The organism is Pedobacter frigidisoli (assembly GCF_004331675.1).
Classification (GTDB): domain Bacteria; phylum Bacteroidota; class Bacteroidia; order Sphingobacteriales; family Sphingobacteriaceae; genus Pedobacter; species Pedobacter frigidisoli.
In genome coordinates this window covers 255,588-280,598 of the sequence record NZ_SJSN01000004.1, presented here as the reverse complement: position 1 = coordinate 280,598, position 25,011 = coordinate 255,588, and the positions used below count along the sequence as shown (strand labels likewise).

Below are 25,011 nucleotides of genomic sequence, written 5' to 3'. Positions count from 1 at the left end.
TCATACCTTTTCCATGTTAAATTATTGCATTAAGAATTTATAGCCACCAATATTTTTAAGGGCGATGCCCGTTCCACGAACAACTGCACGTAAGGGATCTTCGGCAACGTGAACAGGTAATTTAGTTTTAGCTGCAACACGTTTATCTAAGCCTCTTAATAATGCACCACCACCGGTTAAGTAAATGCCAGTTTGGTAAATATCAGCAGAAAGTTCTGGAGGTGTAATCTCCAATGCCTTTAAAATCGCTTCTTCAATTTTTGAGATTGATTTATCTAAACAGTGCGCAATTTCGGTATAAGAAACAGTAATCTGTTTTGGAACGCCTGTCATTAAATCACGTCCTTGTACTGCGAAATCTGCAGGTGGATCTTGTAATTCTGGTAAAGCTGCACCAACTTCGATCTTAATTTTTTCTGCAGTACGATCACCAATCATAATGTTGTGTTGGCGACGGATGTAGTTCACAATATCAGAGTCGAAGTTATCTCCCGCAACGCGGATAGATTGATCGCAAACGATACCCGATAAGGCGATAACCGCAATTTCGGTTGTACCACCGCCTATATCGATAATCATGTTGCCCATTGGTTCCTCTACATCAATTCCAATACCTACGGCAGCAGCCATTGGCTCGTGGATTAAGTAAACCTCTTTTGCGCCAGCAATCTCAGCAGAGTCACGTACAGCACGTTTCTCTACCTCAGTAATACCCGATGGAATACAGATAACCATACGTAAAGATGGAAACATCCAACCTTTACCACCGTTAAGCATACGGATCATACCTTTAATCATGGCTTCAGCAGCATTGAAATCGGCAATTACGCCATCTTTTAATGGGCGAACTGTTTTAATATTGTCGTGGGTTTTACCCTCCATTTGCATCGCTTGGCGACCAATGGCGATAACTTTGTTTGTAGTACGATCGAAAGCAACAATAGATGGTTCATCTACAACCACTTTATCGTTATGTATAATTAGGGTATTCGCAGTGCCTAAATCAATGGCAACTTCTTGCGTAAACCAGTTAAATAATCCCATGTATAAGGTATGTTATTTTGTATTTATCAATTTAAACTATTTCCTATGTACCAAATAGTTTTTTATTATTTAATTGTTTAAATCATCTTAAAGCATGTTATTATTCTCTCCAGGATAATAGCATAAATGAGATTTTTAAAATTTATTGTTTAATGTATAGCTTCAAAATTATCAACCCGATTTACTTAGGTCTTAATAAGGTGTGCAAAGATACAAAAGGCAATTCAATTTATAAGAACGGTGAAATAATAAAAAATGGTGTGTTGAGCAAAAAATAACTTTTGCCTTTGCTATTAATTACGGAGCGGATAAGGCTAAATGTAAGCAAAAGCCAAATGGTTTAGCCGAATTTTCTCAATATAACAATAGGTTATAAAAATGTAGGTAAACTTTCAAAATTTATAGCGACCTTTTCTTTGAGCCATCTAAAGAAAACCGGGCGTACTAGCCTCCAAATACAGTTTGATTTTTATAGGGAAATATTTTATTTTTATATGAATACCTGCTTTTGGGTATTTTTGATATTTATATAACTACTTGATCTTCAATTTTGTATATTTAACTCGTTAAAATTAAATCAACGGGACGATTTAGGTTAAACATTTTAAAAATTTAATGCAGGTAGTAATCTCTATCTGCATTTTTTTTGTTAAAAAAAAACACGCTCCCAAGGGAGCGTGAAAGACTAATCCAAATCAAATCATTTGGGACGACAGAAGAATTAGCCTTATATTTTTAATACTATTGAACGAAATTATGTCAGTTGTTTTAGGAACGTGTAAATATTTGGCCTCTCAAAGATGTAAAATTATAATTTAAAACAACCACTCCTAATTTAAACAAATAGGGAATATCTGTCAGTATCCAAGATGGATTCGTCAAGTGTTAAGTGCATTTAAGTGTACAGGAAACTAATAGCAACGTTGTAATTTTTAGTATACCTACAGATTAGTTTGTTGCTTAAATTATAAGGTATGGATCAACAGAGGTTCAAACCAAAATAATCTCCCTCTATTTAAAAAAGGGAGACTATCGTAGTTACTTCAACGTCCTTTCGAACAGATATGTTTCTAGTGTTTGAAATGCCTAACGCCAGTGGTAACCATTGCAATGCCCATTTCGTTCGCTTTTGCAACTGAATCAGCATCCTTAATGGAGCCACCTGGTTGTAAAACTGCTGTAATTCCAGCCTCAGCAGCAATTTCTACGCAATCTGGGAAAGGAAAGAAAGCATCAGATGCCATTGAACATCCCTTAACGCTGAACCCGAAAGATATAGCCTTATCTATCGCCTGTCTCAATGCATCAACACGTGATGTTTGTCCAACACCGCTGGCAATTAAAACATCATCCTTAACCAAAACGATGGTATTCGATTTGGTGTGTTTTACAATTTTATTGGCGAAGTATAAGTCTTTTAACTCTTGTTCAGTTGGCGCTTTATCCGTAACAGTAGTCATCTGATCAGGACCCTCGATAATTAAATCCTTATCCTGCTCAATTACGCCGTTTAATAATGTCTTAAATTGTTTTTTGCTCAGCGCTACCTCGTTGCGCTGTAAGATAACGCGGTTTTTCTTTTTGCTAAATAACTCAATAGCTTCAGGCTGATAAGATGGAGCAATTAAAACCTCGAAAAATAAGTTGTTTATTTCTTGAGCGGTTTCTAGATCAACTTCAACATTGGTAATTAAAACACCACCGAAAGCCGAAACTGGATCACAGGCCAAGGCATCAAGCCAAGCTTGTTTAACGGTAGCACGAGAGGCAATACCACAAGCATTTGTATGTTTTAAGATTGCAAAAGTTGGGTCTTCAAATTCATCAATTAATGCAACAGCAGCATCCACATCAACTAAATTATTATAGGAAAGTTCCTTTCCGTTTAGCTTGATAAACATGGCATCTAAATCGCCATAAAAAATACCACCTTGATGAGGGTTTTCTCCATAACGTAAAGTTTTAGCCGTATTTACACTTTGTTTAAAAACATCAAGCGGTTCTTCAGTATTGAAATAATTAAAAATAGCGGTATCGTAGTGAGAAGAAGTATGGAATGCAATTTTAGCATAAGTTTTACGCTGTGCTAGAGTTGTTTCACCGTTTTGTTCTTCCAATTGCGCCAGCAGGGTAGGGTAATCATTTTTCGATGCGATGATTACCACATCGTTAAAGTTCTTTGCCGCCGCACGGATTAGTGAAATACCACCAATATCGATCTTCTCGATAATTTCTTCTGCAGTTCCACCAGCTTTTAAGGTTTCTTCAAAAGGATATAAATCAACAATCACCAAGTCGATTTCAGGAATTTCATATTCAGCAATTTGTTCCTGATCGCCAGCTAAGCCTCTGCGATTTAAAATACCGCCAAAAACTTTTGGATGTAAGGTTTTAACACGACCACCTAAAATTGATGGATAACCGGTTAAATCCTCAACAGCAGTAACTGGAAGATCTAGGTCTTTAATAAATTGTTCTGTTCCACCGGTAGAGAATAATTGTACACCTTGAGCGGCTAACAATTTTACCAACGGCTCCAAACCATCTTTATAATATACTGAAATTAAGGCGTTTTTAATCTTAATGGGCTGACTCATTCTACTGTAATTTTTGAGCCGCAAAGGTAATAAAACACGACGATTTATTATTAGGTTTTCATCGTAAAAAAATCCAACTTAATTATTAATCATGCCGACAATGCCGTAAAGGCTATCAAGGTTGATGAATACGAGGCTATAATGTTTCAAGATGGCAATATTCTGATCGCAATAGTAGTATTTGGTAAATTATTTAATGAAGTAGTATCTATTTCCCCAAATTCCTCAATTCGGGAATATTGCTTGTAATAACGGGAAATTTATTTCGCAACGATGTTTGTTAGAAACTCACATTTAGTTAGTATTAATAGAACAGAGAAGTTGACGGTTCAAGCTACTTTGCCAAATCTGAAACGTTTCTTGGATCGTGATATTCAGCGTAATGTCGCGGATAGAGTATTGTACATGGGAGCAATCGCATATAAATTTATCAGTAAAAATGAATCAGCTCTTTACAGTATTGAGCCTCGTGTAACTTACAGAGGTGTTGAAAATTATAAGAATATTTTAGATGCAGGTGCAAATCTTCAGTTCTTTGGCGATAAATTATTAATGAGTGCCATGCACCACAGTACCAATAGCGTACCATTGGTGCCGGAACTACCTATAAAAATATCTTAACCATTCTTACACAGTATACTACGAATACCTCCGATCTTCAAAACTACAGCAATGGGGAATTTGAGATTGCCCTGAAGTACAACTTTAGATAAGCTTACACTATTGAGGCGACCCTCGATTAAACTGTAGAACTGAATTTACGATTACAAAATACTTCATGTTGTTCAACTTAATTTTGAAGTTGATTTGAGAATTATTAAGAGAATAAATAATGCATCCGAAATAAATCGGATGCATTACTGTTTTCAACATATTTATAAACATCAGAAAATAGCCGAATGAAAATTCTTGTTGCAGATGACCATCAGATTGTTCGATATGGCCTTAAACTTATGGTGAAAAGTATATGGCCACGAGCAAGGGTGGAGGCAGAGAATTTAGATGCAGCAGTAAACTTAATATCAAGCAACAATATTAGTTTAATGATTTTTGATGTAAATATGCCAGATGAGGAAAAATTAGAAGAGTTGATCCGTTTCATTGTTAAGGAAGCGAAAGCTGTTATTTTTTCGGGTTATGAAAAAACGAGCCCATGTATTGAGCTTTTGCTTGCCGCAGGCGCAAATGCTTTTATTTTTAAGGATTCTTCCGTGGTAGAAATTAAAGAAATTTTGGCCTCGTTGTTTATGAATTCTGGGCCGGAGATGAGTTGAACATTTTTGGGCCTCAATATTCGAATACAGAATATGCCAACTATGAATAGCTAAAAAATCTATCTAAATGACTGTTTATACTTGTGGATCAAATTCAGCAGGGACGTGATGGCTCAGCCTAATCCTCAAGCAGCAAAGCGAATGCCCTAAGCAAATTATTTCTTAATTTTCTTTACAACCGTTTCAACAATTCTTGGATAGTGTTGGTGCTCTAGTTGTTGGCCCTTAAATTTTACCATTTCCAAATTATCACTTTTATCGATTTTATATCTGGCTTGGTAAATATATTCACCCTCGTCATAGTTTTCATCAACGTAGTGAATGGTAATTCCACCCTCTGTTCCGCCCGCTGCCATCACGGCATGGTGAACATGGTCGCCATACATGCCCTTTCCGCCAAATTTAGGCAGAATAGATGGGTGTATGTTAATGATTCTTCCAGGGTAAACAGCAATCAGGTTTTGAGGAATGAGCCATAAAAAACCGGCCAAAACAATAAAATCGATATCAAGATTTTTGAGCAGATCTATAATTTCATCTGTTTTGTAAAACTCATGTTTATCGAAAATGTGCGTGGGAATTTCAAAGTTATCAGCTCTTTGCAGTACGTAGGCATCAGCATTATTGGTTAATACCAAAGAAATCTCTATATCATTACTTCTTTTGAAATGCTCCATCAGTTTTTGGGCATTAGAGCCCGAACCAGAAGCAAAGATGGCAATTCGTTTTTTCACTCAATAATCGTTTTCCCCAAAAATAGTATTTTTACGCCTGTTTTCTGTATAGATGTTAATTTTTATTCTGTTGTTTTAACGTGCTATAAATGAATAATTTTATTGTATTTTTGCAGTTCGGAAATGAGGTTAAATCTTGACGAATAAAAAAGTTAAAATGTTTTGTATTTTAAAAACATAAACTCTATATTTGCAACCCGAATTATAGGAAACGAATAAGAAAAAATAAAAGGCTAAATAGAAATGGCAAATCATAAATCTTCATTAAAAAGAATTAGAGCAAACGCTACAAAACGTTTACGTAACAGATATCAGGCAAAAACTACTCGTACTTTCATCAAGAGATTACGTGCTGCAGAAGATAAAAAATCTGCATCAGATTTATTGCCTAAAGTAATCTCTATGTTAGATCGTTTAGCTAAAAAGAACATTATCCACAAAAACAAAGCGGCTAACAACAAATCGAAATTAACGAAATTCGTTAACGGTTTAGCATAATCCACTTTTTTTACGATATTAATAAAGGCATCCCAACCAAAAGTTGGGATGCTTTTTTTTTGCGTAAAAAATTATGGAAGACTACGAACAAAAACTAGGAATCAAACTGTGGGCCGAAGAAGATCGTCCGAGAGAAAAATTGCTGCTCCATGGTCGCCGGCATTTAACAGACGCAGAGCTGATTGCCATTTTAATTGGCTCGGGAAATAGGAACGAAACCGCCGTTGATTTAAGTAAACGGATTTTGGCTTTCTATGAAAATAATCTAACCAAGTTGGGAAAAGCATCTATCCAAGATCTATCCAAATTTAAGGGAATTGGCGAGGCCAAAGCAATTTCTATAGTTGCCGCGTTGGAATTAGGTTTGCGTAGAAAGGAAACGCAGGAAGAACAGCTTACCCAAATTATCGCTTCGAGCGATGTTCACAAATACCTCCACCATACTTTTGCCGATCTGAACCATGAAGAATTCTGGATTCTGTTGCTCAATAGATCCAATCACATTATCGGCAAATATTTAATCAGTAAGGGCGGACAGGCGGGAACCGTTGCCGACCCGAAAATTATCTTCAAGGTTGCGCTAGAGAATAACGCAGCAAACATTGTTTTGGCGCACAATCATCCATCGGGAAATTTAAAGCCTAGTGAAAGCGATAATAAACTTACGAAAGATTTAGTGGCATCGGGAATTATGCTCGGACTTTACGTAGTTGATCATTTAATATTTACCAATAATGGTTATTACAGCTATAAGGATGAGGATGTAATTTAAGGTATCAAATTATGGCGACCGTCACCCTGATGCTATACTTATCCGATTTATTTCAGGGTCTTATGACTTGGCGGCTTGGCATTCTGTATAATTAATGCATAGAAAAGCTTTGATGAATGGTTTTGGTACATTGTATAACAATTTGACTACTTAAAATTCAATTAACACTAAATTAGTATTATTGGCAAATTGAAAATTATAAATCACCTCATGAAAACTTTTAAAATCCTATTATCACTTCTGCTTCTATCTACAATAACATTGGCCCAAAAAAAGGGGGAGCCAATTAATATCATCACTTATAATATTCGTTTAAATGTTGCCTCTGATGGCGTAAATGCCTGGCCAAACCGTAAAGACAATGTTAAGGCTTTGGTTAAATTTCACGATGCGGACATTCTTTGCGTACAAGAAGCTTTGCCTGAACAATTTGATGCTTTACTTGAAAAATCAAACTTCGATGTGGTTGGTGTTGGTCGTGAAGATGGAAAACGAAAAGGCGAATTTTCTGCAGTATATTTCGATAAGGATCGATTTACCAAAAAAGACGGTGGAACTTTTTGGCTTTCAGAAACACCAGAAGTACCATCAAAAGGCTGGGATGCTGCACTAAATAGAGTTTGTAGCTGGGTAAGGCTTTACGACAAAGTCAATAAAAAAGAATTCTTGGTTTTTAATACCCATTACGATCATATTGGCGTTAAGGCTAGGGTTGAATCTGCTAAATTATTAAAGCTAAAAATTCAGCAAATTGCACCAACTTTACCTGTAGTCTTTACTGGAGATTTAAACGTAACGCCCGAAACCGAGGCCATCGCTACTATAAAATCTTTCTTAATTGATGCAAAAGAGATTAGTCAAGAGCCTGCTTACGGTCCTAATGGAACTTTTAATGCTTTTGATTTTAACAGCGATCTCAAAAATAGAATTGATTACATCTTTGTAAATAAGGGTTTTAAAGTTCAGAAATTTGCTGTTTTAAGCGATAGTAAGGATAAAAAATATCCATCAGATCATTTACCAGTCTTTGCCAGGCTTTGGTTTTAATTATATCAATATTGAAATCTAATTCTCCATTTCCATTCCAGTTTGAGCTTTTTGGTAATCAATATCATTACCATTATATTTTCGAAACACTTGCTTTTATAATTGGTGTTCGGGTTTACTATTATTTAAAGAAAGGTATTGTCGATCCAATTTCTGATGAGAACAGATTATGGATCATGTTGGGTGCTATGTTGGGCGCCCTGATTGGATCTCGAGTTGTAGCCGTACTGGAAACACCAGAAGTATTAAGTCATCTAAGTTTTTCTGTGCTCTATCAGAGTAAAACCATTGTGGGCGGCTTGCTTGGTGGATTATTTGGTGTTGAAATTATCAAGAAAATCATCGGTGTAAAAATAGCTTCGGGCGATATTTATGTTGTTCCAATTTTGGTGGCATTATTTATCGGTCGCATTGGCTGTTTTTCGATGGGTATTGATGAACCGACTTATGGTATTCCAACTACTTCTTTTACTGGAATGGATTTGGGAGATGGTATAATGCGGCATCCGATTATGCTTTATGAAATGATTTTTCTCATAGCGCTTTACTTTCTTTTCAGATCAGTTAAAAATAGAAACCTCATCAATGGCGATCGCTTCAAATTATTTATGGTACTCTATTTTCTCTTTCGTTTTTTGATCGAATTTATAAAGCCTTATCAATCATTATTATTAAATTTAAGTAGCATTCATTGGTCGGCTTTGCTGATTTTTGTTTATTATTATAAATTCATTATTAGAATTTCGAAGTCCATTTTCATTAAAAATCAGAAGCATGGCTAATACGAGAGATTATATTTATTACGATTACACCAAGAGCCTGTGTCCACAATGCCTCATGCTTTGCGATGCAAAAATCGTTTTTCAGGATGCAAAGGTTTTTATGCTGAAAAATTGTAGAACGCATGGCGATAGCAAGGTTATGATTGCTGATGATGTGGAATATTATAAGCAGATTAGAAATTACAATAAGCAATCGGAAATGCCGCTGAAGTTTAATACCAAGGTGCATTACGGTTGTCCGTACGATTGTGGGCTTTGCACTGATCATGAGCAGCATTCTTGTTTAACCGTGATTGAGGTAACCGATCGCTGCAATTTGGCCTGCCCAACTTGTTATGCCATGTCGTCGCCAAGTTATGGTCGGCACCGTACACTAACAGAGATCGAACGAATGATGAACGTAGTGGTTGAAAATGAGGGTGAGCCTGATGTGGTTCAGCTTTCTGGTGGCGAGCCAACCGTTCATCCAGAATTTTTTAAGATTCTAGATCTTGCCAAAACCAAGCCCATCAAACATTTAATGGTGAATACCAATGGAATTAGGATTGCAAAGGATATTAAATTTGTGGAGAAGCTTGCCACTTACATGCCTGATTTTGAAATCTATTTGCAGTTTGATAGTTTCAGTCCAGAGGTGTTGACCAAAATGAGGGGCGAGGATTTAACCGAAGTAAGAAGAAAAGCCATCGAGCATTTAAACCAATATAATGTTTCTACAACTCTGGTGGTAACCCTGCAAAATGGATTGAATGATCACGAAATTGGCGATATTTTAGACTATGCACTCAAACAGCGATGTGTGCGTGGTGTAACTTTTCAGCCTACGCAAGTTGCAGGTAGAAATGATGATTATAATGATCAAAAAGGCAGGATAACGTTAACCGAGGTTCGCAGGAAGATTTACGAACAATACCCAACCTTTACGCCGCAAGATTTAATTCCAGTTCCTTGTAACCCTGATGCGCTTTGCATGGCTTATGCCTTAAAAATTGGCGACGAGGTTATTCCAATGACGCATTTAATCAACCCCGAAGATTTACTCAATAACTCCAAAAATACCATCGTTTTTGAGCACGATGAAAAGCTAAAAGAACACATGTTGAATTTATTTAGCACTGGTGTTTCTGTAGATTGTGCTGAAGATACTTTTGGCGAATTGATGTGTTGCTTGCCAAGGGTAAAATCTGATAATTTGAGTTACGATAATCTCTTTCGCATCATCATTATGAATTTTATGGACCCACTTGATTTCGATGTTCGGGCCGTTAAAAAATCTTGTGTGCACATAGTTTCTGATAAATATAAAATGGTACCTTTTGAAACGATGAATATTTTTTATCGGGATAACAAGATCGATACCATCAGGGAAAAACTAAATATGAATTGATATGATTATTGTATTGTTGTTTTTATATGGACTTGCCATAGTCGGTTTATTCATTGGCGGCATAATTACTATTATTGTTAAATCATCAAACAATGAACCTACAAAACTCGGGGTCCAAATGCTAATTGCATCGATAATTATGCTTGTAATTGGTGGGGGAGCTTGCGCAGTATTGCTTGCTAACGGATAAAATATGGAATTATTTGTACTTTATTGGATTGCAGTAATAATCCTATTTGTAGTTGGAGTAATCCAAGTAATTATAAAATCTTCCAAAAACGAACCTGTAAAACCTGGCTTAAAGCTAATTATAGCTTCTGTGGTTATGTTAGTGATTGGAGCTGGAGCTTGTGCGGTGATTTTATCGAACTTGAATATTGGACGTTAAGGTTTTAATTGTCGTCATTTCGAGCGAAGCCGAGAAATCTTTTAAGCTAATGTTCGCCTTGTTTCAAAGATCTCTCTGTTTCGCTGCGCTTCAATCGAGATGACGGATTTTTTATTACTTCAAGATTTCTTGTTTAGCTTTCTGCTTTGGGCTTTAAATAATATCTTTGCGTTTTATGAAATTGAGTATCACTCGAGATTTATCGTGATACCTGATACTTGCTACTGACAAATGAAACCATCATGATTTTGCCGATGCAACGCAGAAGACAACAAAATCGTGATCGCCTCATTACAATAAAAAACAATAAATAACTAAATGAAAATATCATATAACTGGTTAAAACAATTCGTTCAAATAGATAAAACGCCTGCCGAGCTTTCATTAATCTTAACCGATGTTGGTTTAGAGGTAGAAAGTGTAGATAAGGTTCAGCCTATTGTGGGTGGATTGGAGGGTTTGGTTATTGGCGAGGTTTTAACCTGCGTTCAACATCCTAATGCCGATCGTTTACGGGTAACTACTGTAAATGTTGGTGGCAAGGAAAATCTTCAAATTGTTTGTGGTGCACCAAATGTTGGCGCCGGACAAAAAGTGGTAGTCGCCACGGTTGGTACAACTGTTTATCCTTTGGAGGGCGAGCCTTTTAAAATTAAGGAATCAAAAATAAGAGGAGAGGTTTCGCAAGGGATGATTTGTGCAGAGGATGAAATTGGTTTAGGCAAATCTCACGATGGAATTATGATTTTGGATGATGATACCGAAATCGGAATTCGTGCTAAAGACCATTTTAAAATGGATGATGATTTTGTTTTCGAAATTGGTTTAACGCCAAATCGTGCCGATGCAGCATCTCATTTAGGTGTGGCTAGAGATTTAGCGGCTTATTTCAGAAGTGAATATGAAATGCCTGATCTTTCTGCTTTCAAAACTGATAACGAAAATTTGGTAATTCCTGTTGAGGTCGAAGATTCGGAAGCTTGTCCGCGTTACAGCAGCTTGACTATTTCTGGCGTTACTGTAACGGAATCTCCAGAGTGGTTGAAAGATAAATTAAAGGTTATTGGACTTCGCCCGATTAATAATGTAGTGGATATTACCAACTATGTTTTGCATGGTTTAGGTAAGCCGTTACATGCTTTCGATGCTGATAAAATTGCGGGTGGAAAAGTAATCGTAAAAAAAGTTGCAGAGGGAACACCTTTTATAACGCTCGATGATGTAGAGCGCAAAATAAGTGCAGATGATTTAATGATTTGCAATGCAGATGCGCCAATGTGTATCGCAGGCGTTTTTGGTGGAAAAACTTCAGGTGTTGATACACAAACTAAAAACATCTTTTTGGAAAGTGCTTATTTCAACTCGGTTTCGGTACGCAAAACTGCGAAGAGACATGGGTTAAAAACAGATGCCTCGTTCCGTTACGAGCGTGGAACAGATCCAGAAATTACAGTTACAGCATTGAAGTATGCGGCTTTATTAATCAAGGAAATGGCAGGTGGAGAAATCTCATCATCAGTTTCTGATATTTATCCAAGCCATATTAAGCCGTTTGAATTCGAGGTAAGTTATAGCAACATCAATAAATTAATTGGGGCGAATATTCCATCCGCAGAAATCAAACACATCATTACCGCGTTAGGAATTACCGCAACCAGTACTTCTGATGATACTTTGGCACTTAGGGTTCCATCTTTTAAGGTTGATGTAACCCGCGAATGCGACATTACCGAAGAGGTTTTGCGTATTTATGGTTACAACAACATCGAAATTCCATCAAAGGTAAATGCATCATTATCTTATAGCATTAAGCCTGAAAAGGAAAATACGCACAATGTAATTGCTGATCTATTATCGGCAAATGGTTATGCGGAGATCATGTGTAACTCGTTAACAAAATCTACTTTCTCTAAAAATTTAGATGAAGCCGTATTTATTTTAAATCCACTAAGTAGCGATTTAAATGTGATGCGACAAAACTTGTTGATGCCAGCTTTGGAGAGTGTTGCCTACAACCAAAACCGCAAAAATGCTGATGTGAAATTTTTCGAATTCGGCAAAACCTATCATTTGATCAATGAGAAGTATGTGGAGCGACCAAGGTTATTATTATTAATCTCTGGAGCAAAACAAGGAGAGCAATGGAACCAAAATTCTAAATCAGCAAGTTTCTACAATTTGAAATCCGCTGTTGATGCGATCATTTCTCGTTTAGGAATTTCGAGTTATCAAACCGATACTTTGAAAGATGAAAACTTCGCTTATGGCATTAAATATTTCCGTGGAGATAAAGCCTTGGTAAGTTTTGGTGCTGCAAGTAAGGCCGATCGTAAGGTTGCTGATGTAAATGCAGAAGTTTTCTATGCAGATTTTGATTGGGCTGGTTTGTTAGATATCGTGAAGAAAAATAAAATCGTAAACAAAGAGGTTTCTAAATATCCGCAGGTGCGTAGAGATTTATCGTTGTTGATCGATCAGGCAGTAACTTTCGATACCCTAAAAGGAATTGCTTTTAAAACGGATAAAAAGCTGATCAAGGAAGTTGGTGTCTTTGATGTTTATGTTGGTGATAAATTACCAGTGGGTAAAAAATCTTATGCATTGAATTTTATTCTGCAGGATGAGGAGCAAACCTTAACCGATAAGCAGATTGAAAACACCATGCAGAAACTAATCGCGAATTTAACCCAGCAAGCGGGTGCAGAAATTAGGAAATAAAATATAAATTCGTATTTTTAGAAATAAATTCATGACTTCTGTTGCAGATCAATTAGATAAGGTATTACAAAAAGCAGCTCGATTAATCGAGTTATGTAATGCACTACAAGAAGAAAATGATTTATTAAAGCTTGAAAATCAATCGTTAAAAGTTGCGCTTGATACTTCGAAAGGCAAAAATGTAGAGCTTGATGAAAAATTAAGGGTTACAAAATTGGCTAAAAGTATAGAGGGCACAAGTGAGAAGTCGCTTGATATTAAACAAAAGATTAACGATTTTGTGCGGGAGATTGATAAAAGTATCGCATTACTTAAAAAATAAAATGATGCGTGGTAATCAGAAACTAAGCTAACAAATGGGAGAAATCTCGATTAAAATAACCATTTCCGACCGTATTTATCCCCTAAAGGTGAATACAGAAGAGGAAGAAATTGTGAGACGGGCAGCTAAAATGATCAATGAGCGCATAAAAGATTATCAAGATAATTATGCGGTTAGAGATAAGCAGGATCTTCTTTCTATGGCAGTTTTGCATTACGCAACCGCCGTATTAAGGACTGAAAATAAAGTGCAAAACCAAGATACTGCTGTTGCCGATAAAGTTGAAGAATTGGATGTTTTACTCAATGGTTTTTTCACCAAATAAAGGTTCGTTCTTTAGGCGACTCGTCACTCTGAACTTGTTTCAGAGCCTTAATTAATAAAATGCTGAAATGAATTTCAGCATGACGACAGCTTATGATAATTAGCATAAAAACATAGCCGCGGCTAGTTTTTTGAGTTTCAAAATTTATAAAACTTAACACTTCAATATCTATGGGGTTAAGAGGGCGTATTTCATCTGCTTTATGCACCTGAAAATGGCTTAAATCCCAATTATGCTTAGTTGAGGTTTAAAATAATGAGACTTATAAAAATTAGCAGCGGTTTTTTTTTACTTAAAAAACAAAATGGAGATAACGGAAATTCTAGGATACATATTTGCCCTAATAGCAGGCTTAGGTATCGGTATAGCAGTAGGTAGGTTCCTACTACGTAACTTATTAAAGGGGCAAGAAGTTGCAGCCCAAAATAAAGTTAAAAAGATTTTAAAAGATGCAGAGAACAATGCAGAAATCTTAAAAAAGAATAAACTTTTAGAAGCAAAAGAGAAGTTTTTGCAATTGAAAGCAGAGCATGAGCAAGAAGTGAATGCGAAGAATAATAACATCAACCAGCGTGAAAATACCATGAAGCAGAAAGAGCAATCGGTAAATCAGCGTATGGAAAACTTCAACAAAAAGGAACAAGATTTAGATAAACAAAAGGTTAATCTAGAGAAGCAGACTGAAATTGCTGTTAAAAAACAAGAAGAAGTTGAGGTATTAAAAAATCAACATTTAACACAGCTGGAAACCATTGCTGGCCTATCTGCTGAGGAAGCTAAAAACCAGTTGGTAGATAATTTAAAGGAAGTTGCTCGCACTCAAGCCATGATCCAGATTAAGGATATTGTGGATGAGGCAAAACTTACTGCCAGTAAAGAAGCTAAGAAAGTGGTTATTCAAACCATTCAACGTACAGCAACTGAAGCTGCGATTGAAAATTCGGTTTCTATTTTCCATATTGAAAGTGACGAGATTAAAGGTCGCGTGATTGGTAGAGAGGGTAGAAATATCCGTGCTTTAGAAGCGGCTACAGGTATCGAGATTATTGTTGATGATACGCCTGAGGCCATTATTTTATCGGGTTTCGACCCAGTAAGAAGAGAGATTGCCCGCTTGGCTTTACACCGTTTGGTAACAGATGGTCGTATTCACCCAGCTCGTATTGAAGAGGTGGTGGCTAAAACCAAAAAACAAATTGAAGATGAGATTGTAGAAATCGGCGAACGTACGGTTATTGATTTAGGTATCCACGGTTTACATCCTGAATTGATTCGTATGGTTGGACGTATGCGTTACCGTTCGTCTTACGGACAAAATCTTTTACATCACTCGCGTGAGGTGGCTAATTTCTGTGCTACAATGGCAGCAGAATTGGGCTTAAATGCGAAGATGGCAAAACGTGCTGGATTACTACATGATATTGGTAAAGTGCCTGATGATAATCCTGAATTGCCTCACGCAATTTTGGGGATGCAATTGGCCGAAAAATATAAGGAACATCCTGAAATTTGTAATGCAATTGGTGCCCACCACGATGAAATCGAAATGACATCGATGATTTCTCCAATTATTCAGGCTTGTGATGCCATTTCAGGTGCTCGTCCGGGTGCACGTAGAGAAGTGGTAGAAAGTTACATTAAACGTTTGAAAGATCTTGAAGAACTGGCTTTATCTTACCCAGGTGTAGAGAAAACATTTGCTATCCAAGCAGGAAGAGAACTTCGGGTGATTGTAGAAAGTGAAAGAATTACAGATGCACAGGCAGAATTATTGGCTGCAGATATTTCAACTCGTATTCAAACAGAGATGACTTATCCAGGACAGATTAAGGTTACCGTAATTAGAGAAACACGTTCAGTAGCTTTTGCTAAGTAAGGAAGATAATTCCACTGATTTTACGCTAAGGCGATTGATTACACAGATTATAAAGCGATGGAGTTTTCCATCGCTTTTTTCGTTTTAGTTCTCCCGCAGACTAAAAAGATTAACGCAGATTTTAATTAGTAAGTAATTTTGTATTGCTATCTATTATCCCGTCTTTTAGATTGAAACGCAGTGGAAAGGAGAAATCTTTTAAGTTTGTTTTTAACGACGTGTTAAGTCCAAAGATTTCTCGGCTTCGCTCGAAATGACGTCGGATGAGATAGTCGACGTTAACTGGGATAGCTGGAATTGTATTAGCCATTCTTTTTCAATCTCCATTTATCCATGTAATCTGTGGTTGAAAATTAGCTAAACCACACAAATATTTTTCATATTTTTACATTATGAGCAAGCCAACTATCCAAATAGAACCAAAACGTCCTGTTGATGTACTTTTTGATAAGTATGCCGAGAGCCATCAAAACCCAACCAATAAGTTGGTGCATTGGATTTGTGTTCCATTAATTGTATTCAGTTTGCTTGGTTTAATTTGGCAAATTCCATTTCCTCATCTTGGTTTCTTAGGGAATTATAATGGGTTTTTTAATTGGGCATCTTTTCTTTTGGCTTTTAGCTTATACTACTATTTCACACTCTCACCCGTATTGTTTTTTCTAATGATTTGGGTAGTAGGCTTAATGAGTTACATCATTGTAAAGATTGAACAAGCTGTGGGTTTGGGCAGTGGAACTGCTTATGCCATTTATGCGGCCATATTTGTCGCGGCTTGGGTTGGTCAATTTATCGGACATAAAATTGAAGGTAAAAAACCATCATTTTTAGATGATGTTAAGTTCCTGTTAATTGGTCCGATTTGGTTATTGCATTTCATTTGCAAGAAGGCAGGCATTAAGTACTAAACCTAAAGTGGGTAACATTAAATTAACCTTTAGCTAAACAAAGCTTAATTAACATCTAACATAGAGCTAACATTGTGGTAATAGCTTTGCCTAAAATAAAACACAGGCAAATTGGACTTAATCACAATTTTTAAAAGATCGGCATTAACAATGTTGATTTCATTTCTAAGCATAGTAGCTTATGCGCAAACAGGTAAAATTTCTGGTAAAATAACAGATAAAACTACAGGCCAAACCTTAGTCGGTTTGTCGGTATTAATTGAAGGAACCTCAATCGGTACTACAAGTGATGCAGATGGAAATTACACTTTAAATACTGTAAAAGCTGGAACTTACAGAATAAGCTTTTCTTTTATTTCGTTTAAAAAACAAATAATCCCAAATGTTATCGTTACTTCAGGAAAAACAACAATGATTAATGTTGTTATGGAAGATGATCAATCTACCTTGAATGATGTTGTTGTTACAGGTACTAGAAAAACTGGTACCGAAGTATCACTTTTAGCTGAGCTAAAAAAATCTCAATCTATAGCGAATGGTGTTTCATCACAAACAATCCAGCGATCAGGAGATTCTGATGCAGCACAAGTTGTTAAGCGTGTTCCAGGTATCACAATCGTTGATAATCGTTTCATAAATATTCGTGGTTTATCAGAGCGTTACAATAATGTTCAATTAAATAATGTAACTGCTCCAAGTTTAGAAACTGATGTTAGATCTTTTTCTTTTGATTTAATCCCAAGCAATCAAATAGATCGTGTACTGGTTTACAAGAGCCCTTCTGCAGATATTCCAGCCGATTTTGCTGGCGGTGTAGTTAAAGTTTTTCTTAAGAGTATTCCTGATGATGACCGATTGACCATTGATTATGGTACGAGTTATCGCCAAAATGCAACTTTTAAAGATTTTAAGAGAACCAATACTGGAAGCCTGTATTTCACGGGTTTCAATACTGGAGATAATGATTTGCCCGTAAACTTCCCTTCGAATCTAAACAATGCCAATGCTAGTCAACTAAATGCAGCAGGTCATGCCCTAAGAAACAATTGGGTTCCAGATGCCAATACCGCAAACTTAGATCAGAAACTAAATATTTATGGTAGTAAACGTTTTAATATCAACAATAAACTATTGGGTAACATTACGGCAATTACTTATAGCAATAGTAAAACAAATAATGCAGTTTTTAGAGGGAACTATGAAGTTTACGATCCCATCTCACAAATTGCTGAAGAAAATTACAGATATAACGATAATCAATATACTTACAATGTACGTTTAGGTATCGTGCATAATTGGGCTTTTAAACTTGATAATAACAACACATTCGAATTTAAAAACTTATATAATCAGTTGGGTACATCGCAGTATGTGAGTCGTATGGGTGAAGAAAAACAACAGTCTTATGCCAATTATGCATCTAACGTATTGTATCGTGGCATATATTCTGGTCAATTGTCTGGAGCTCATAAATTCAATAATGAAACGACAAAGTTTGATTGGGTTGCGGGTTATAGTAAATCTTTTAGAGATCAACCAGATTATTCACGTTACAGGACGCTTTCTAACGGTGATGGAACTTTCAATATTTTTGTTCCAACGGGCGGTGCTCAACCCGAATTCTTAGGAAGATTTTATTCGAAAATGAATGAGGACATAAAGACGGGTGCATTCAATGTTGAACAAGCCTTGGCTCCTAAATCAGAAGGATTTAAACCTTCAGTAAAAGTTGGTGGTTACTATGAAGATAAACAACGAACATTCTCATCAAGAAATATTGGTTACGTAAGGGCTAACTCTTTAAATTTTGACCAGTCTTTACTGAAAGGATCAATTGAAGAACTTTTTGACTGGAAAAATATTAATACCACTACAGGAATAAGATTAGATGAGAAATCAAACCCTTATGATAATTATGATGCTTCGAACAAACTATTTGCAGGGTTTGCCAATCTTGTTTTGCCTTATAAAGATAAATTAACAATTGTAGCAGGTGCACGAGTAGAAAATAATGTTCAGAAATTGAACAGTTTTGATGCTGGTGGTCCTGTAAATGTTAACAATGACATCACAAGGGTTCTTCCTTCTGCAAATGTACAATTCAATGTTACTGAGAAATCTCTATTTAGGTTAGCTTATGGTAAAACACTAAACCGACCTGAATTTAGAGAAATTGCTCCATTTTCATTCTATGATTTTGATCAAAACTTTAATGTTGCTGGTAACCCAAATTTAAAAACAGCAAAAATTGATAATTACGATCTGAAATATGAATTCTACCCTTCTACAAGTGAGTTAATCAGTATATCAGGTTTTTATAAAAAATTTAAAGATGCAATTGAGATGACTGCGATACCTGGTTCCAATGCACAGTCTTTTAATTTTAACAACGCTCAAAACGTAAGAAACGTGGGTGTCGAATTAGAAATGCGTAAATCATTGGCAGGTATTAGCGAAAGTAAATTCTTAAATGATATTACATTTACCTTAAACGCATCTTACATCAATAGTAAGGTAATGTTCGACGGTGCTAATGCTATTGGCCAATCTAACGATCGTCCAATGCAAGGCCAATCCCCATACATTGTAAATGCAGCTATATTTTATAATAACATAAAGTCGAAATTTCAAGTCAATTTGCTTTATAATGTTTCTGGAAAACGTATTGCATTTGTAGGTACTGATTTGATCAGGGACATTTATGAGATGCCAAGAAATGTGGTTGATTTAGTCGTAACTAAAAACTTCACCGACAAACTTTCTTTGAAAGCCAACTTTAGCGATTTGCTAAATCAAAATTTCACCCTTATGCAAGATGGAAATCAAGATGGAAAGTTTGATCAGAATGTAGATCAAGTTACTGCGCAATTTAAAAGTGGTCGTCAATTCGGATTAACACTTTCTTACAAAGTATTTTAACAAAACTCAAGAGATATAAAAAACAAAAAAATGAATATGAAAAAGCTTTATAAGCCAAAATTTGATGCAAACGCCCTTAAGACAATGATGTTTGTTTTGGCAGGAACATTAATCTTTAGTTCATGTAAAAAAACTACCATCATTGAATATAATGAGGCTGGTTCTAATACTGGAACGGTTACAAACCCTACAACTGGATTCACTAAGCCTGTTGTAGAAGTGGCTGCTGGTAGTATTACCGTTAATACAAAATGGACTAAAGACAATATTTACAGACTTAATGGGTTTGTTAGAGTAGGTAGAGATGCCAAAAACAAAGCTGGTTTAGCTGCAATTGAAAGTATTACCTTAACAATTGAAGCTGGTACAGTAATTATCGGAGATAGGGAAACAAAGGGCACTTTGGTAGTGCAACGAGGTAATAAGTTAATCGCTGAAGGTACAGCATCTCAACCAATCATTTTTACTTCGGAGCGTGCTCCAGGGTTGCGTGAACCAGGTGATTGGGGTGGTGTGGTATTATGTGGAAAAGCTACTAATAACCAAGCTGGAGGCGAGGCAGAATTAGAAGGTGCTTATGAAGGTTGGCATGGTGGTACAAATGATGCAGATAACTCTGGAATCTTAAAATATGTAAGAATTGATTATGCTGGTACACCTATAAATCCAAATCAAGAGGTTAACTCTCTAACAATGGGTTCTGTTGGAACAGGAACTGTAATTGATTTCGTGCAATGTTCATACGGTTTAGATGATGCATTTGAATGGTTTGGTGGAACGGTTAACGCAAAACATTTAATTGCATATCGCGGTCTTGATGATGATTTTGATGTTGATTTTGGATTCCGCGGTACTGTTCAGTTTGCTGTTGGTATTCGTGATGCAAATTCTGCCGATCAATCAGGTTCAAATGGTTTTGAAGTAGATAACGATGGAACTGGTTCAAGTGTTGCGCCTTACACGTCTCCTCAGTTTTCTAACGTAACTCTTATCGGGCCAAAGAAAGACAGAACAAAAACCATTTCAACTCAATTTCAAAATGCTATGCATTTGAGAAGAAATAATAAAATAAAAATTTACAACTCTGTATTCACAGCGTATCCAAATGGATTATTTATAGATGGTGCAACAACTTTAGCCAATGCAGCAAATGGCGAACTTGTTCTTAAGAATAATGTTCTCGCAGGTGTAGATGGTTGGGGTGCTAATGGTTATGGTACTGGGGGCACAACTACATTTCCTAATCCAATTGGTGTTGAAACTAAATCAACCGGTAATGTTGGTGCTCAAACAATTGATGTCTGGTTCAAGACAGCTTCATTTGCAAACGAAACTTATGCTAAATGGGAAGATATAGGTATTGATGGTAGTATTTTTGATTTAGGAGCTACACCGAAATTAACTTTAAACACGGGATCTATTTTATTAGCGGGTGCAAATTTTACAGGTTTAACTGGTTTTGATGTTGTAACACACCGTGGTGCATTCGGAACTACAGATTGGACTACAGGTTGGGCCAGCTTTACACCACAAACAAATACTTATTAATAAATATTTTAGTATAACTAATTACAAAAAAATGCCAGATAGCGATATCTGGCATTTTTTGTTTACAACAATTTATTTTTTATCGGTAACTTCTTTTTCAACCGCTTTAGTCTTTTTTACAGTTTCTTTGGTAGCCATAACTGGTTTTTGTTTTTCAACTAGAGCTTTCTCTTCTTTTATAAAGGGAGCCATTGAATCATCTTTAACCGAAATGCTAACTCTTTTTGATAGTTGTTTAGCAAATTTCTCGATCACTTTATCTGTTTTTTTTGCCTTGCCAAACGGGGCAACAACTTCGTTAAATGCTACAGCTAATTTCGATTCTAATTCTTTTCGTGCTTTTTTGCTTGCCGAGGGGGTTTTTGACTTGGATTTATTCTTTTTCATCTAAAACTTATGTATATCCTCAAAGATAAAATATCCAAAAGTTAAATTAATATTATGATTATGTTAACTGTTAAGCGAGCGGTTAACATATAAAATATTTCAGATAACTTAGTCTAAAGAGATTAGTTAGTTTTTAATCAAGCCTATGAATTATCCAATAATAATCGGAGTTGCAGTTTTGGTAGTTATTTTGATTATTTATCTGATCATCCGAAACCAAAAAGATAAGAAAAATTTTGAGGAGGATGTTATTCAGTCAGAATTACCACCAGAAAAAGACGATAAGGAAAATATCTAAAAGCTATTTCCTGGCGCAATTTCGCCTCCTAAATCCAAAGTGTTTTGAAATCCCTCTAAGTATTGCAATAAATGTCTTTCTGCATTTGCATAAGAGGTAAACGTAGATGCGGGTTCGTAGGCATCAGAATCGCTTTTACTTTTGTAGAACAAACTGATTTGAAATACAAAAACACTATCATCATTAATAGGCGACATAATTCTAGCCTTAACGCCGTGACCATGTACCTCAACAAAAAACTCTTTTAAAATGGTATAGATAACAGCAGACATAGGGTATAAATTTAGAATCAAACTAAATATTAAAAGTCTAAAATTAACTTAAAATGCGAGCCATTTAACTTGTTGTTGATATGATAACATTTTCTTAATATTAATTTAATATGATTTTAAACTGAATATTGCTATTTAATTGGCTCATAAGCATATACCACTTCATATTTGATGTTCTTTAATTTCGTAGAAATTTGCCCTATTTTTAAATCTTCACTTTGTGGAGTTGGTTCGCAGAAAGAATAATTCTTGCCTTTGTAAACAATAGATTCTCCAACTGGTTTATCAAATTGTACAGCCATTGTTAAGTGGGTAGGGTAAAGGAGGGCAATCATCGGTAAATTGTATATTTCCTTTACGAGGTAAAAAAACAATGCTGCCCGATCATCACAGTCGCTATATTTATTCAATAAGGTTTGTTCTGGAGATAAACGTTTTTCCATACCAAAGTTTTGTTCATCATTTTCATACAGAAAGGCATACCGCGTAAATCTCATTAGGTAATCCACACCGTTTTTCTGGTCTAATTGCTTTAAGTTTTCCTTTAATATTGGAATTAACGAGCTGTAGGTTTCCCTGCTTAGAGGAATATTAAAATAATTTTCGAAAGTTACACCTGGGTAATTCTTAAATATTGCCTGTACATCTTCACTTACCTTTAATTTAAAGTGAAAAATTTTCTGCTTATAACTAAACTGCACGTCTTTTTCCTCATAGCTTTCTGGTTTAAAATCTGGCATTCTCGTTACTTTGTAAGAAAAAGAGTTTTTGGCCTCTGGAATTGAAATTTCTACAGGTTTATAAACATCTGCTTGCTTAAAGAGCTTTCCATAATCGTGATAATTTAGGCACATGTACTTTTTGTTATCAATTGTAAAAAATGGAATATCGCTTATGTCTTCTTCATTTCTGACGTAAAAAATCACTTGGTTATTGCCAATCGCCAATCTTGCATCGTAACCACATTTGCTTAGTAAAAACCATTTATATAGCGTGTAGCGAAAATAATTTTCGCTTTTTGGAGATATATATTCTGCCGTTTTGCGTACCAACTGATAATAAATCCAATCATTTAAGTGATGTTTTTCCTGATAAGCCTTTAATGAGGAAATGAGATTAGTATAATTACTTAATGATATGTTTTTATAAAACTTTGCAACTTCAAGTCCAGATGCTTTTTCATCTACTTGAAGAATTGCTGAAGTATCGATAGAGAAATTAAAGGTGCGATCATAAAAATCAAAAGCATAGTTTTGTCCTTTGCTGATGGTAGGAAGCATCAAGCCGCTGGAGAACAAAAAAATGCTCAAGAAATATGTATATATGCTCCTTTTCAAATCCCTAATATATTTGGTTACATTAAATTTACTTATAATTAACACAAAAGCAACAATTTCTTTATGTGAATAAGTAAAAAAACCTTAATAGGAATTTAACATTGAGAAATTTAAATGGTTGCTAAGTTTTTGCTTTACCTAGCGAATAAAGACCATTTCTGAGGTGTTTTAAGAGGGATATATTACAGTTTTTGCAATCAATTTCACTTATTAATACTGGTTTACCAATGCTGATTTTAAGCTGATGTCCGTTTTTGTTAAACAACTCTGAAATTAGCTTTGCCGTTTGTAATGATGGATGTATCAATTTTAAAAGGCTGAAGAAGAGCCCATTATTTCCGTGGAAATAAATGGGCAGAATTGGAACGTTGGCCTTTGAAATTATCTTTCCAACTACAGGATGCCATTCTCTATCGGTAATCTGATTTTTTCTAACCCTATAAGATGAAACCTCTCCAGCAGGAAATATGGCAACTGGGTTTCCATTCTTTAAGGTGTTTAAGGTTATTTTAATTCCGCTAATGCTGGATGCATCTTGGACTTTTTCAAAAGGATTTACAGCAATGATGCTTTTTTCGAGATTAGGGATTTTCTTGATTAAGAAGTTTCCCATAAACATGGTCTCGGGCCTATATTTAGTTAGCGTGCTTAAAATTGCAAGTGATTCTATAGCGCCGTAAGGATGATTTGCTATTGCAATGAAAGCTCCATCTTTGGGGATATTTGCCAAATCTTCATTATTAACCTTAACCGTTACACCCAAAACTTTAAGAATGTGATTGGCAAACTCTGCACCTTCTAATTCATTTGCATCTTTTATAATTCCATTAAACTCATTAATCTTTAAAAATCTCATTAAGAAACTCGCTAGGCCCGGAATAGGGATATTACAAATACCAGCTGCTTTAGAAAAATTTTCCTTAGATATTAGTGTCATAGGGTGTACATGAAAGTTGATTGACTTGAAGCAACTTTATAATAAATAATTGAGCTAAATACAAGATGCGAAACGGCTGATGTTATTTAATTTCAGCTGCTTAGCGTAGCTCATAAAGAGTATCTAAAGATAATGGAATTATGTTAACATCAGCGTAATATTTCATTAAGAAATTACTAATTTTTGTGGAAAAGCAGCATATTTTTCAAAAGAAAAAAATAATTAGGATTAAATTTTTAAAATAAAATAATGGTAAATAGGAATGAAAAATATATATTTGCCATCGCAAGGGGTGAGAGCCTTGCATCACAATCATTAGATTGAGAGCGTTAATTTAGATAAAGGTTACAACAGCGATTGTTGTAACCTTTTTTTTCGCACTAGATTAATCAACAATTGATAACTGTTTATTTTAGAATATCTATCGTTCCATCACCCTTTAACCTAAAAAAGTATTGTACAAATTTTCTGTATTTGGATATATCTATTTTAGCCACAATGCCACTATTCCCTTTTTCATCCTTAATATCATCGCCCACCTCAATCGAATCTAATTGATTCTTTGTTAAATTTTTCTTAACCAACATATCCCTAATATTTAAGTAAAATGTAATTTACGTATTAATACTTGCATATCAGTT

At 35.5% G+C, this 25,011-nt stretch carries 24 protein-coding genes; 16 read left to right on the top strand and 8 right to left on the bottom strand.

All coding sequences use genetic code 11. The features are described 5' to 3' along the window. Nucleotides 1-21 precede the first annotated feature (21 nt). Complete coding sequence (locus EZ449_RS06875) at nt 22-1,044, bottom strand: rod shape-determining protein (RefSeq protein ID WP_131557223.1); 1,023 nt, start codon at nt 1,042-1,044, stop codon at nt 22-24. A 1,070-nt stretch (nt 1,045-2,114) separates the two neighbouring features. Beyond that, nucleotides 2,115-3,641, bottom strand: a complete 1,527-nt coding sequence (gene purH / locus EZ449_RS06870) for a bifunctional phosphoribosylaminoimidazolecarboxamide formyltransferase/IMP cyclohydrolase (RefSeq protein WP_131557222.1) — start codon at nt 3,639-3,641, stop codon at nt 2,115-2,117. Between the two features lie 273 nt (nt 3,642-3,914). Here purH and EZ449_RS06865 point away from each other — a divergent pair, with 273 nt between their 5' ends. Beyond that, nucleotides 3,915-4,262, top strand: coding sequence for a hypothetical protein (locus EZ449_RS06865; protein WP_131557221.1), 348 nt, complete (start codon nt 3,915-3,917; stop codon nt 4,260-4,262). 278 nt (nt 4,263-4,540) lie between these two features. Beyond that, complete coding sequence (locus EZ449_RS06860; protein WP_131557220.1) at nt 4,541-4,915, top strand: response regulator; 375 nt, start codon at nt 4,541-4,543, stop codon at nt 4,913-4,915. A gap of 155 nt (nt 4,916-5,070) precedes the next feature. On the opposite strand, the gene purN is transcribed toward EZ449_RS06860, so the two are convergent. After that, nucleotides 5,071-5,649, bottom strand: a complete 579-nt coding sequence (gene purN / locus EZ449_RS06855; RefSeq protein ID WP_131557219.1) for a phosphoribosylglycinamide formyltransferase — start codon at nt 5,647-5,649, stop codon at nt 5,071-5,073. 243 nt (nt 5,650-5,892) lie between these two features. Between purN and rpsT the strand changes: the two genes are divergently transcribed. The 13 genes from rpsT (at nt 5,893) to EZ449_RS06790 (ending at nt 21,139) form a co-directional block, all read left to right on the top strand. Then, on the top strand, nt 5,893-6,147 hold the full coding sequence (gene rpsT / locus EZ449_RS06850) for a 30S ribosomal protein S20 (RefSeq protein ID WP_010603296.1): 255 nt from the start codon (nt 5,893-5,895) through the stop codon (nt 6,145-6,147). Between the two features lie 73 nt (nt 6,148-6,220). Beyond that, nucleotides 6,221-6,919 (top strand): RadC family protein, encoded by a 699-nt coding sequence (radC, locus tag EZ449_RS06845; RefSeq protein WP_131557218.1) that lies wholly within the window; start codon nt 6,221-6,223, stop codon nt 6,917-6,919. 210 nt (nt 6,920-7,129) lie between these two features. Further along, nucleotides 7,130-7,966 carry an endonuclease/exonuclease/phosphatase family protein gene (locus tag EZ449_RS06840; protein WP_131557217.1) on the top strand — a complete coding sequence of 279 codons (837 nt, stop codon included), beginning with the start codon at nt 7,130-7,132 and terminating at the stop codon, nt 7,964-7,966. A gap of 11 nt (nt 7,967-7,977) precedes the next feature. Beyond that, nucleotides 7,978-8,748 (top strand): prolipoprotein diacylglyceryl transferase, encoded by a 771-nt coding sequence (locus tag EZ449_RS06835; RefSeq protein WP_131557216.1) that lies wholly within the window; start codon nt 7,978-7,980, stop codon nt 8,746-8,748. Beyond that, nucleotides 8,741-10,135 (top strand): radical SAM protein, encoded by a 1,395-nt coding sequence (locus EZ449_RS06830; RefSeq protein ID WP_131557215.1) that lies wholly within the window; start codon nt 8,741-8,743, stop codon nt 10,133-10,135. The genes EZ449_RS06835 and EZ449_RS06830 overlap by 8 nt, the downstream gene beginning before the upstream one ends. A gap of 193 nt (nt 10,136-10,328) precedes the next feature. Beyond that, a complete protein-coding gene (locus tag EZ449_RS06825; RefSeq protein ID WP_131557214.1) occupies nt 10,329-10,523 on the top strand; it encodes a hypothetical protein in 195 nt (64 codons plus the stop codon). A 318-nt stretch (nt 10,524-10,841) separates the two neighbouring features. Then, nucleotides 10,842-13,241, top strand: a complete 2,400-nt coding sequence (gene pheT, locus EZ449_RS06820; RefSeq protein ID WP_131557213.1) for a phenylalanine--tRNA ligase subunit beta — start codon at nt 10,842-10,844, stop codon at nt 13,239-13,241. 31 nt (nt 13,242-13,272) lie between these two features. Further along, on the top strand, nt 13,273-13,563 hold the full coding sequence (locus tag EZ449_RS06815; RefSeq protein WP_131557212.1) for a hypothetical protein: 291 nt from the start codon (nt 13,273-13,275) through the stop codon (nt 13,561-13,563). Nucleotides 13,564-13,597: 34 nt separating this feature from the next. Continuing rightward, nucleotides 13,598-13,888 (top strand): cell division protein ZapA, encoded by a 291-nt coding sequence (locus tag EZ449_RS06810; RefSeq protein ID WP_056092867.1) that lies wholly within the window; start codon nt 13,598-13,600, stop codon nt 13,886-13,888. A gap of 304 nt (nt 13,889-14,192) precedes the next feature. Then, nucleotides 14,193-15,764 carry a ribonuclease Y gene (gene rny / locus EZ449_RS06805; protein WP_131557211.1) on the top strand — a complete coding sequence of 524 codons (1,572 nt, stop codon included), beginning with the start codon at nt 14,193-14,195 and terminating at the stop codon, nt 15,762-15,764. 392 nt (nt 15,765-16,156) lie between these two features. After that, nucleotides 16,157-16,672 carry an Mpo1 family 2-hydroxy fatty acid dioxygenase gene (locus EZ449_RS06800; RefSeq protein WP_131557210.1) on the top strand — a complete coding sequence of 172 codons (516 nt, stop codon included), beginning with the start codon at nt 16,157-16,159 and terminating at the stop codon, nt 16,670-16,672. 150 nt (nt 16,673-16,822) lie between these two features. Continuing rightward, a complete protein-coding gene (locus EZ449_RS06795) occupies nt 16,823-19,591 on the top strand; it encodes a TonB-dependent receptor (protein WP_131557209.1) in 2,769 nt (922 codons plus the stop codon). Between the two features lie 36 nt (nt 19,592-19,627). Next, complete coding sequence (locus EZ449_RS06790) at nt 19,628-21,139, top strand: Ig-like domain repeat protein (RefSeq protein WP_131557208.1); 1,512 nt, start codon at nt 19,628-19,630, stop codon at nt 21,137-21,139. Between the two features lie 72 nt (nt 21,140-21,211). Here the strand turns inward: EZ449_RS06790 and EZ449_RS06785 are convergent, their stop codons facing one another. Then, nucleotides 21,212-21,526 carry a hypothetical protein gene (locus EZ449_RS06785; protein ID WP_131557207.1) on the bottom strand — a complete coding sequence of 105 codons (315 nt, stop codon included), beginning with the start codon at nt 21,524-21,526 and terminating at the stop codon, nt 21,212-21,214. A 145-nt stretch (nt 21,527-21,671) separates the two neighbouring features. Between EZ449_RS06785 and EZ449_RS22605 the strand changes: the two genes are divergently transcribed. Continuing rightward, nucleotides 21,672-21,824, top strand: coding sequence for a hypothetical protein (locus EZ449_RS22605; RefSeq protein WP_165499714.1), 153 nt, complete (start codon nt 21,672-21,674; stop codon nt 21,822-21,824). Here EZ449_RS22605 and EZ449_RS06780 read toward each other — a convergent pair. From EZ449_RS06780 to EZ449_RS06765, 4 genes are all read right to left on the bottom strand, one after another. Then, nucleotides 21,821-22,096, bottom strand: a complete 276-nt coding sequence (locus tag EZ449_RS06780; protein ID WP_131557206.1) for a hypothetical protein — start codon at nt 22,094-22,096, stop codon at nt 21,821-21,823. The two genes, EZ449_RS22605 and EZ449_RS06780, sit on opposite strands and share 4 nt — an antisense overlap. A 131-nt stretch (nt 22,097-22,227) precedes the next feature. Next, nucleotides 22,228-23,406: a hypothetical protein gene (locus EZ449_RS06775; protein WP_317130426.1), complete on the bottom strand. Its 1,179-nt coding sequence runs from the start codon at nt 23,404-23,406 to the stop codon at nt 22,228-22,230. 148 nt (nt 23,407-23,554) lie between these two features. Next, a complete protein-coding gene (locus EZ449_RS06770) occupies nt 23,555-24,370 on the bottom strand; it encodes a lysophospholipid acyltransferase family protein (RefSeq protein ID WP_131557205.1) in 816 nt (271 codons plus the stop codon). A 407-nt stretch (nt 24,371-24,777) separates the two neighbouring features. Further along, complete coding sequence (locus tag EZ449_RS06765) at nt 24,778-24,957, bottom strand: hypothetical protein (RefSeq protein ID WP_131557204.1); 180 nt, start codon at nt 24,955-24,957, stop codon at nt 24,778-24,780. Nucleotides 24,958-25,011: the final 54 nt, after the last annotated feature.